At 72.7% G+C, this 9,784-nt stretch carries 9 protein-coding genes; all 9 read right to left on the bottom strand.

The annotated features are described in order from the left end of the window. The coding region (locus E1283_RS24670) for a DUF3417 domain-containing protein (RefSeq protein ID WP_132820336.1) at window positions 1–559 on the bottom strand (559 nt) is incomplete at its 3' end. Between the two features lie 112 nt (window positions 560–671). Beyond that, a complete protein-coding gene (locus E1283_RS24665) occupies window positions 672–1,766 on the bottom strand; it encodes an ABC transporter ATP-binding protein (RefSeq protein ID WP_243745078.1) in 1,095 nt (364 codons plus the stop codon). Beyond that, complete coding sequence (locus E1283_RS24660) at window positions 1,763–2,791, bottom strand: ABC transporter ATP-binding protein (RefSeq protein ID WP_132820335.1); 1,029 nt, start codon at window positions 2,789–2,791, stop codon at window positions 1,763–1,765. The genes E1283_RS24665 and E1283_RS24660 overlap by 4 nt, the downstream gene beginning before the upstream one ends. A gap of 6 nt (window positions 2,792–2,797) precedes the next feature. Next, entirely contained in the window at window positions 2,798–3,757 is a 960-nt protein-coding gene (locus E1283_RS24655) for an ABC transporter permease (protein ID WP_132820334.1), read from the bottom strand. Next, window positions 3,757–4,761, bottom strand: a complete 1,005-nt coding sequence (locus E1283_RS24650) for an ABC transporter permease (protein WP_132820333.1) — start codon at window positions 4,759–4,761, stop codon at window positions 3,757–3,759. The genes E1283_RS24655 and E1283_RS24650 overlap by 1 nt, the downstream gene beginning before the upstream one ends. 105 nt (window positions 4,762–4,866) lie before the next feature. Further along, a complete protein-coding gene (locus tag E1283_RS24645) occupies window positions 4,867–6,540 on the bottom strand; it encodes an ABC transporter substrate-binding protein (RefSeq protein WP_132820332.1) in 1,674 nt (557 codons plus the stop codon). 243 nt (window positions 6,541–6,783) lie between these two features. Next, complete coding sequence (locus E1283_RS24640) at window positions 6,784–7,656, bottom strand: ABC transporter ATP-binding protein (RefSeq protein WP_132820331.1); 873 nt, start codon at window positions 7,654–7,656, stop codon at window positions 6,784–6,786. Window position 7,657: 1 nt separating this feature from the next. Next, window positions 7,658–8,758 carry a FecCD family ABC transporter permease gene (locus E1283_RS24635; RefSeq protein WP_243745077.1) on the bottom strand — a complete coding sequence of 367 codons (1,101 nt, stop codon included), beginning with the start codon at window positions 8,756–8,758 and terminating at the stop codon, window positions 7,658–7,660. Between the two features lie 14 nt (window positions 8,759–8,772). Next, on the bottom strand, window positions 8,773–9,784 hold a 1,012-nt coding region (locus E1283_RS24630; RefSeq protein WP_243745076.1), incomplete at its 5' end, for a FecCD family ABC transporter permease.

Here is a 9,784-nt window from a genome sequence, read left to right as displayed (position 1 = left end):
GGGTGAGGGGCAGCTCGTGCGGGTCGATGACGGGGTAGTGCTCCTGCTGCCAGCCGTCGGGCGAGAGGCTCTGCCGGAAGTAGCCGTGCCGGTAGAGGAGGCCGACGCCGATGAGGGGGGCGCCGAGGTCGCTGGCGGCCTTGAGGTGGTCGCCGGCGAGGATGCCGAGGCCTCCCGAGTACTGCGGCAGGGCCGCGGTGATGCCGAACTCGGGGGAGAAGTAGGCGATGGATCGGGGGAGTTCGCCGCCGCTCCGGGCCTCGGCGGCCTGGTACCAGCGGGGTTCGGTGAGGTAGTCGCTGAGGTCGCCGGCGGCGAGGCCGAGGCGGCGGAGGAAGCCGCGGTCGGTGGCGAGCTCGGCGAGCCGGTCGGCGTCGACGGTGCCGAGCAGGCGGACCGGGTCCTCGCGGGCGGCCTGCCAGCCGGCGGGGTCGACGGAGCGCAGGAGTTCGCGGGTCTCGGGGTGCCAGGACCAGCGGAGGTTGAACGCGAGTTCGTGCAGGGCTCGGAGGGTTTCGGGAAGGACGGGGCGCACGGAGAAACGACGGATGGCCTTCACAGCGCACGACCGTAGCGGGACAAAGGGGGTGGTTACGGGGGATTCCGGCCGGGTGGGCCGGAATCGCGCCCGTAAACCACCCCCGGGGACCACCCCGGGGGCCGACGGCCGGTCAGGAGGCGGCGGGCACGGGTTCCTCTCCCCCGCCGGCCTGGGCCGGGACGCCCGGCACGTCGCGCAGCACCGGCGGCGCCAGGTCCCTGATGGGCTGGACGGTGCCGTCGGCGATCTCGGCCGCGTAGTGGCAGGCCACCCGGTGTCCGTCGCCCAGGTCGGTGAGCGCGGGGCGCTCGGTGTCGCAGCGCTCCGGCTGCCGCCAGGGGCAGCGGGTGTGGAAGCGGCAGCCCGCCGGCGGGTTGGCCGGGGACGGCAGGTCGCCGCGGAGCAGGATCCGCTCCCTGTTGTCCTCGACCTCCGGGTCGGGCACCGGCACGGCCGACATCAGGGCCCGGGTGTAGGGGTGGCGGGGCTCCGCGTAGAGCGCGTCGCTCGGCGCCTCCTCGACCAGCGACCCCAGGTACATCACGCCGATCCGGTCGGAGATGTGCCGGACGACGGCCAGGTCGTGGGCGATGACCAGGTAGGTCAGGCCGAGCGCGTCCTGGAGTTCCTCCAGCAGGTTGAGCACCTGCGCCTGGATGGAGACGTCGAGCGCCGAGACGGGTTCGTCGCAGATGATCAGGTCGGGTTCCAGGACGATGGCCCTGGCGATGCCGATCCGCTGCCGCTGTCCGCCGGAGAACTCGTGCGGGTAGCGGGAGAGCGCGCCGGCGGGCAGCCCGACCCGGCGCAGGATCTCGACGATCCGCTCCCGGCGTTCCTCGCGGTTGGCGCCGATGCCGTGCGCGGCCATGCCCTCGGCGAGGATCGACTCGATGTTCTGCCGGGGGTTGAGGCTGCCCAGCGGGTCCTGGAAGACCATCTGGAGTCGGTGCCTGGTGCGCCGCATCTCCTCGTCGGGCAGCGCGGCCAGGTCGGTGCCGTCGAAGACGACGCGGCCCGAGGTGATGTCGGTGAGCCGCAGCACCGCGCGGCCAAGCGTCGTCTTGCCGCAGCCGGACTCGCCGACCAGGCCGTAGGTCTGGCCGGCCTCGACGCTCAGCGAGACGCCGTCGACCGCGTAGACGTGGCCGACCGTGCGGTCGAAGAGCACGCCCCGCTTCACGGGGAAGTGGACCTTGACGTCGTCCAGTTCGAGCAGGCTCATACCGCCGCCTCCGTCGCCTCACTCGTGGTGGTCACCGGGTTGACGCAGCGCACCCGGTGACCGGTGTCCGCCTCGTCGTCCGCGCCGGCCGGCCCGGCGCGCCCCGCCAGCTCGGGGGTGCCCTGGAGGCAGTCGAGCGTGTAGAAGTCGCAGCGCGGCGCGAAGGCGCAGCCGTCCGCCCAGTCGATCCGGTCGTTGATGGAGCCGCGGATCGGGTTGAGCGGGTCGCCGCGCGGTGCGTCGAGCCGCGGGATGGAGCCGAGCAGCCCGTGCGCGTACGGGTGGGCGGGGTCGGCGAACAGCGGCCGGCGGGCCGCGGCCTCCACCACCTTGCCGGCGTAGAGCACGTTGACCCGGTCGCACAGGCCGGCGACCACGCCGAGGTCGTGGGTGATCATCAGCAGCGCGGTGCCCTGCTGGTCGACGAGTTCCTTCAGCAGCTCCAGGATCTGCGCCTGGATGGTGACGTCGAGCGCGGTCGTCGGCTCGTCCGCGATCAGCAGCCGGGGGGCGCAGGCCACCGCCATGGCGATCAGCGCGCGCTGCCGCATGCCGCCGGAGAGCTGGTGCGGGTACTCCTTGAGCCGCCGCGTCGGGTCGGGGATGCCGACCCGGTCGAGCAGGGCGGCGGCCTCCTTGCGGGCGGCGGCGCCCCGCAGCCCGCGGTGCCTGGTGAGGATCTCGGTGACCTGGATGCCGATCGGCACCACCGGGTTGAGCGAGGAGAGCGGGTCCTGGAAGATCATCGCCAGCTGGCTGCCGCGCAGGTCGCGCAGGGCCGAGGGGCGCAGCGACAGCAGGTCGGTGCCGTCGAAGACGGCCCGGCCGCCGACGGTGACACCGCGCTTGGGCAGCAGGCCCATCAGGGCGAGCGAGGTGACGCTCTTCCCGCAGCCGGACTCGCCGACCAGGCCGACCACCTCGCCCTGGTCGACGGCGAAGGACACCCCGGCCACGGCCCGGGTGTCGGGTCCGCCGCGGCCGGCGAAGGCCACCGTCAGTTCGTCCACGTCAAGCAGGGACATGACGCATCAGCTCCGCAGTCTGGGGTCGAGTGCCTCGCGCATGGCCTCGCCGAGCAGGGTGAAGCCGAGGGAGGTGATGATGATGCCCAGCGCGGGATAGACGGCCATCATCGGTTCCTGGTCGAAGAACCGCTGCGCCTGGGCGAGCATCACGCCCCACTCCGGCTGGGAGGCGTCGGGGTTGCCGAGGCCCAGGTAGGAGAGGGCGGCGGCCTCGATGATGGCGGTGGCCAGGGCCAGCGTCGACTGGACGATCAGCGGGCCGAGCGAGTTGGGCAGCACGTGGGCCAGCACGATGCGCCGCCGGCGCACGCCGAGCGACCTGGCCGCCAGCACGTAGTCGGCGCCGGCCTGGGCGAGCATGGAGCCGCGCAACAGGCGGGCGAAGATCGGGATCTGCGCCACGCCGACGGCGATCATCACCGTCGTCAGCGACTGCCCGAGGACCGCGGCGATCGAGACGGCGAGCAGCAGCGAGGGCAGCGCCAGCATCATGTCGATCAACCGCATCAGCACGGTGTCGATCTGCCGGCCGACCCGGCCGCCGAAGGCGAGTGCCGCGCCCGAGACGCCGCCGATGACGGCGCCGACGACGAAGGCGAGCACCGTGGAGACGACGCCGACCAGCAGCGTCTGCCGGGTGCCGACCAGCAGTCGGGAGAACAGGTCGCGGCCGAGGTGGTCGAGGCCGAGCCAGTTGTCGCCGCGCGGCCCGACGAACTCGCCGCGGTTGACGAAGACCTCGTCCCGCCAGGTCTGGGCGGTGGGGCTGTAGGGCGCGATCCAGGGGCCGACGATCGCCAGCACGACGAACACGGCCATGATGGCGGCGCCGATCAGCGCCATCTTGCTGCGCCGCAGCCGGCGGAACGCCTCCACCCAGAGGCTGGCGCCGCTGGCGGTCTCGTTGCGGGCGGTCAGCTCGGCGAGCCGGTCGATCTTCGCCGACTTGGTGGTGGTGCTCATCAGTTCACCCGCACTCTCGGGTCGATCAGGCTGTAGGCCAGGTCGACCAGCAGGTTGATGGCCACGTACAGCAGCGCGATGAAGAGGATGAAGCCCATCAGCACGGGGTAGTCGCGGGCGTCGATGGCGTCTCTGATGAAGGAGCCGATGCCGCCGAACGCGAAGACCGACTCGGTGAGCACGGCGCCGGAGAGCAGCGAGCCGGCGAGCAGGCCGACGGTGGTGACGACGGGCAGCAGCGCGTTCCGCAGCACGTGGCGGCCGCGCACCACGCGGCGCGCGATGCCCTTGGACTCGGCGGTGCGGACGTAGTCCTCGCCGAGCACCTCCAGCACGCTGGCCCGGGTGATGCGGACGATGACGGCGAGCGGGATGGAGGCGAGCGCCAGCGCCGGGAGCGCCAGGTGTTCGATCGCGTCCCAGGAGGCGTCGAACTCGCCGGTGAGCAGGCCGTCGAGCACGTAGAAGCCGGTGATCTCGGTGGCGTCGATGCCGGTGGACTGGCGGCCGAAGCTGGGCAGCCAGCCGAGGTTGACGGCGAAGACGGCGCGCAGGATGAAGCCGAGGAAGAAGACGGGGATGCAGATGCCGATCAGCGATCCGGAGACGGCGCCGACGTCGAGCCAGGTGCCGCGCCTGCGGGCGGCGAAGTAGCCGAGCGGTATGCCGACGACGACGGCGATCAGCATGGCGGCCAGGGCGAGTTCGACGGTGGCCGGGAAGCGCTGGGTGAACTCCTCCCAGACGGGCCGCCCGGTGCGCACCGAGGAGCCGAGGTCGAGCTGGAGGAGGCGTTCCATCCAGCGGCCGTACTGCACCCAGACGGGGTCGTTGAGGCCGAGGGCCTCCTCGATCTGCCGGCGGTCGGCCTCGGTGGCGCGCTCGCCGAGGAGCGCGGAGGCGGGCCCGCCCGGCAGCCGGTGCAGCCAGAGAAAGAGCAGAACCGACAGGCCGAGCAGCGTGGGTACCAGCTGGAGGAGCCTGCGGACGATGAGACGGAGCACCGAAGGGCTCCCCCTTCCCTCACATGGGAGCCGCCCGGCCACGGGGTGCCGCGGCCGGGCGGACTGATCCTCGGGGGGCCGGGCGGCAGCCCGGCCCCCCACTGCCTACTTGAACGTGACCTCCGCGAAGTTCTCCTGCGTCAGCGGGGAGACGGTGGGCGGGTTCACGTCGGGAGAGAAGGCTATGGACGGGGGCGAGCTGGAGATCGGCACGCCGGGCAGGTAGTCCATGATGTACTCGTTGAGGCCCTGGTAGAGGCTCACGCGGGTGGCCACGTCGGGCTCGGTGGACGCCGCGGACATCATGTCGAACAGCTCCTGGTTCTCGAAGCCCCACTCTCGCGAGTAGTCGGCGAACCAGGTGCCCAGGAAGTTGTAGGCGTCGTTGAAGTCGCCGGTCCAGCCGAGCAGGTAGACGCCGCAACCGCCGTCGCGGGTCGTCTCGGTGTAGTCCGGGTTCCACTTGAGCGCCACCGGGTTGACGGTGATGCCCACGGCCTCCAGGTCGGCCTTCAGCAGCTCGTAGATGTCGGCGGGGGCCGGCATGTACGGGCGGGTGACCTCGGTCGGGTAGCAGAAGTCGATCGTCAGGTCCTCGGCACCGGCGTCGGCCAGCAACTGCTGGGCCAGCTCCGGGTCGTGCTCGTAGGTGGTGACGTCGTCCGAGTAGCCGTCGATGGTGTCCGGCACGAACTGGGTGGCCACCACGCCGCCTTCGGGCAGCTGGGTGTTCACGATGTTCTCGCGGTCCAGGGCGTGGGCGATGGCCTGCCGCACCTCGAGCTGTTCCAGGGCCGGGTTGTTCTCCTGGGTGATGCCGAGGTAGAGGAGGTTGAAGACGCCGCGGACCGGGACCTGGAAGCCGTCGGCCACCAGCGTCTCGACGTCGGCCGGGGCGACCAGGTCGTAGCCGTCGATGTCGCCGGCCTGGAGGGCCTGACGCCTGGCGTCCTCCTCCGGGATGGTGCGGAAGACCAGCTCCTCGACGCCGGCGGCGTCACCCCAGTAGTCGTCGAACCGCTCCAGGGTGATCTCGCCGTTGCTCCTGTTCCACTCCGAGATCTGGAACGGGCCGGTGCCGGAGACGACGCCGGCTTCCTGGCTGTAGTTCGGGAAGGTGATGTTCTCGCCCTCGCCGCTCGGGTCGTCGGCGGCCATCGCCTCGATGGCGGTCGGGGACTGGAGAGCGAACGACTGGAGCGAGAATCCGCCCGGGTAGTTGGCCGACGGCTCGGCGACCTCGATGACGGCGGTCAGCTCGTCGGGGGCGGTGCAGCCCACGTAGTTGGGCGGCGGGGTCTCTTCGCTCTCGTTCTCGGCGAATCCACCGAACACCGACTGCCAGTAGTACGACAGCGTGGTGTTCTGGTAAGTGCCGCTCCAGTTGTACCAGCGTTCGAAGTTCTGGCAGACGACCTCACCGGTCAGCTCGTCACCGTCGTGGAACGTCACCCCGTCGCGGAGGGTGAACGACCACTCGGTTCCCGCCTCGTTGCTGGACCACTCCTCGGCCAGGCCGGGGACCATCTCGGTGCCGCCGGGCTCGTGCTCGATCAGGGTCTCGAAGACCTGGCGGGTGACCCGGAAGGTCTCGCCGTCGCTGCCCAGCGACGGGTCGAGGGCTGCGGGGTCGCCCGCGGCGCCGAAGACGAAGGGGCCGGTGCCGTCGCCCGAACCGTCGTCGTCGTCGCGGTCGCTGGCGCAACCGGCCGCTATCAGGCCGATCGCGATGACGGCCGCGAACGCCCGAGCGGCGGCCTTGGGTCTTGCTGTGCGCATCGTCCACCTCAAGGTGTTGGCGGCGGTAAGCCGTACCGGTGGACGGCACATTACTGCGCTAGTACATACCTGAGAACCGCGCGTAGATCAGCGATACCGAGCTGAGATCTTGGCAACCAAAAGGTGACAAGTACCTTTCTTTCACCTTCGGTTCGCGTGTTCGCAGCTTTTCCTTCCGCCTCGGCAACCCTGAGAGCATCCGACGGCAACACCCCGGTGACAATTCCCTCCCCGCGGGGGTCGTCAGCCGCCGGTGGGCCCGACGCGGCGGCCTCCCTCGGGAATGACGAGGGGGGTTCCGGCGACCGGGCACTCGATCACCGTGGCGCGCAGCCCGAAGACGTCCTCGACCAGCTCGGGGGTGACCACCTCGGCCGGCGGCCCGGCCGCCACCACGGCGCCGTCGCGCATCGCGACCAGGTGGTCGGCGTAGCGGCAGGCCAGGTTGAGCTCGTGCAGCACCATCACCACGGTGGTGCCCCGGTCGCGGTTGCGGCCGACGACCAGTTCGAGCACGTCGACCTGGTGGGCGAGGTCGAGGTAGGTGGTCGGCTCGTCGAGCAGCAGCACGTCGGTGTCCTGGGCCAGGGCCATGGCGATCCAGACGCGCTGCCGCTGGCCGCCGGAGAGTTCGTCGATGGACCGCTCGGCGAGTTCGGCCGAGCCGGTGGCGGCCAACGCCGCGTCCACGACCAGCTCGTCCTCCCGCGACCACTGCCGCCACCAGCGCTGGTGCGGGGTGCGGCCCCTGGCCACCAGGTCCCGCACGGTGATTCCGTCGGGCGCGGTCGGCGTCTGCGGGAGCAGCGCGAGCCGTTGGGCGAGGGCGCGGGCGGGCAGTTCCTGGATGTCGGTGCCGTCCAGGTGCACGACGCCGGCGGTCGGCTTGAGCAGCCGGGCCAGCGCGCGCAACGCGGTCGACTTGCCGCAGGCGTTGGGCCCCACGAGCGCGGTCACCCGGCCCCCGGTGATCGCCAGGTCGAGCTCGTCGGCCACCACCCGGGAGCCGTAGCCGAGCCGCAGCCCGCGTCCGGTGAGCGCGGCGCCGGCCCGGGGGGCCGCCGGTTCCGGCAGCTCGGCCTCGGGTTCGGCCGGCGGGTTGGAGCGGAGTGCCATGTCAGCCTCCCCTTCCGGCCCGGTTGGCGCGGGCCAGCAGCAGTAGCAGGTAGGGGGCGCCGACGGCGCCGGTCACGATGCCGACCGGGAGTTCGATCGGGTCGAGGACGAGTCGTGCGGCCAGGTCGGCGAGCACCAGCAGGGCCGCGCCGACGAGACCGCTGGTGATCAGCGGGATGCCGGCGGTGCCGGCCAGCCGGCGCGCGATGTGCGGGGCGCCGAGGGCGACGAACGCGACGGGGCCGGCCGCCGAGGTGGCGAGCGCCGCCAGGCAGGTGGCCAGCAGCAGCAGCGCGATCCGCGCCCTGGCCAGCGGCATGCCGAGGCTGCGCGCGGTGTCGTCGTCGAACTGGAGCAGCTGGTAGGGCCTGACCAGGGCCAGGGTGAGCGGGACGAGCAGCAGCAGCGCGATGCCGACCCAGCGGACGTGGTCGTAGCCGCGGCCGTTGAGGCTGCCGGTGAGCCAGGTCATGGCGCGGGCGGCCTGGTCGATGTCGGCGCGGGCCAGCATCCAGCGGGTCAGCGCGGCCAGCGCGCCGTTGACGGCGATGCCGACGAGCACGAACCGGTAGCCGGTGATGGTGCCGCCGCGGTAGGCCAGCAGGTAGATCAGGACGGCGCTGACGAGGGCGCCGGCGAGCGCGCCGAACGGCACGGCGCCGAAGGTGGCCGCGCCGGCCGCGGTGACGCCCCCGAACATGATGGCGGCGACGGCGCCGGCGCCCGCGCCGGCCGAGATGCCGATCAGGTCGGGGCTGGCCAGCGGGTTGCGGGTGACGGCCTGGAAGACCGCGCCCGCCAGGCCGAAGGCGAGGCCGGCGAGCACGGCGGTCAACGCCCGCGGCAGCCGCAGGTCGAGGACGATCAGCCGGGCGTCGGCCGGGCCGCCGCCGAACAGCACGCCGAGCACGTCGCCGACCGGGACGGCGAAGGTGCCGAGCGAGACGGAGGCGACCAGGCCGGCGAAGGCGAGCAGCGCCAGCGTGGCGACGGTCAGCACGGCCCGGGTCCTGACGCGGGCGGTGGCGGGGCCGAGGGTCAGCACGACCTCTCGCGTCGGGCTCTTCGGGCCCGTCGGGCCCTTCGGGCTCACGGAACTCATGGACCTCATGGGGCTCATCGGGTGTGCTCCCGGAGCTTGCCCCGCTTGACCAGCAGCGCCAGGAAGGGCGCGCCGACCAGCGCGGTGACCACGCCGGCCTCCACCTCGCCGGGGCGGGCCACGACGCGGCCGACGACGTCGGCGCCGATCAGCAGCACCGCGCCGCCGAGCGCCGAGCAGGGCACCAGCCAGCGGGCGTCGGGCCCGGTGAGGGAGCGGACGACGTGCGGCACGACGAGGCCGACGAAGGTGACGGGCCCGCAGGCCGCCACGGCGGCGCCGGTCAGCACGATCACGGCGACCGCGCCGAGGGCTCTGGTGGTCCTGACCCGGGTGCCGAGCGTGGTGGCCAGGTCGTCGCCGAGGGCCAGGGCGTTGAGCCGGCCGCCGAGCGCGACGGCGAGCGCCAGGCCGGCGACCACGAACCAGGAGAGCTGCGGGACGAGTTCGGCGTCCCGGCCGGCGAGCGAGCCGATCGCCCAGTTGCGGTACTGCTCCAGGGTGCGGATGTCGAGCAGCACCAGGGCGTTGGTGAACGCGTCGAGCAGCGCGGTGACGGCGGCGCCGGCCAGCGCGAGCTTGGCCGGGGTGGCGCCGCCGTAGCCGCTGCCGCCGACGGCGTAGGCGACCAGGCCGGCGAGCGCGCCGCCCAGGAAGGCGAACCAGATGTACTGGTGGGAGTGGGTGAGGCCGAGCAGCCCGATGCCGGCGGCGACGGCGAACGAGGCGCCGGCGCCGACGCCGATCAGCCCGGGGTCGCCGAGCGGGTTGCGGGTGACGTCCTGGGCGACGGCGCCGGCGGCGCCCAGCGCGAGGCCGGCGAGCAGCCCGAGCAGGGTGCGGGGGACCCGGAGTTCGCGTACCACCACCGCGTCGCCCTCCTCGCTGCCGGTGACGGCGGCCAGCACGTCGGAGAGCGGCACCGACTTGGCGCCGATGGCCAGCGAGGCGCAGCAGACGACGAACAGCGCGAGCAGCAGGATGGTCAGCGCCAGCGCGCGCCGGGCGCGGGGCGGTCCCGGGGGC

This window comes from Streptomyces hainanensis (assembly GCF_004348415.1).
Classification (GTDB): Bacteria; Actinomycetota; Actinomycetes; order Streptomycetales; family Streptomycetaceae; genus Streptomyces; species Streptomyces hainanensis.
Note: the sequence above shows the minus strand (reverse complement) of the source record. Positions and strands in the feature narration are given on the sequence as shown.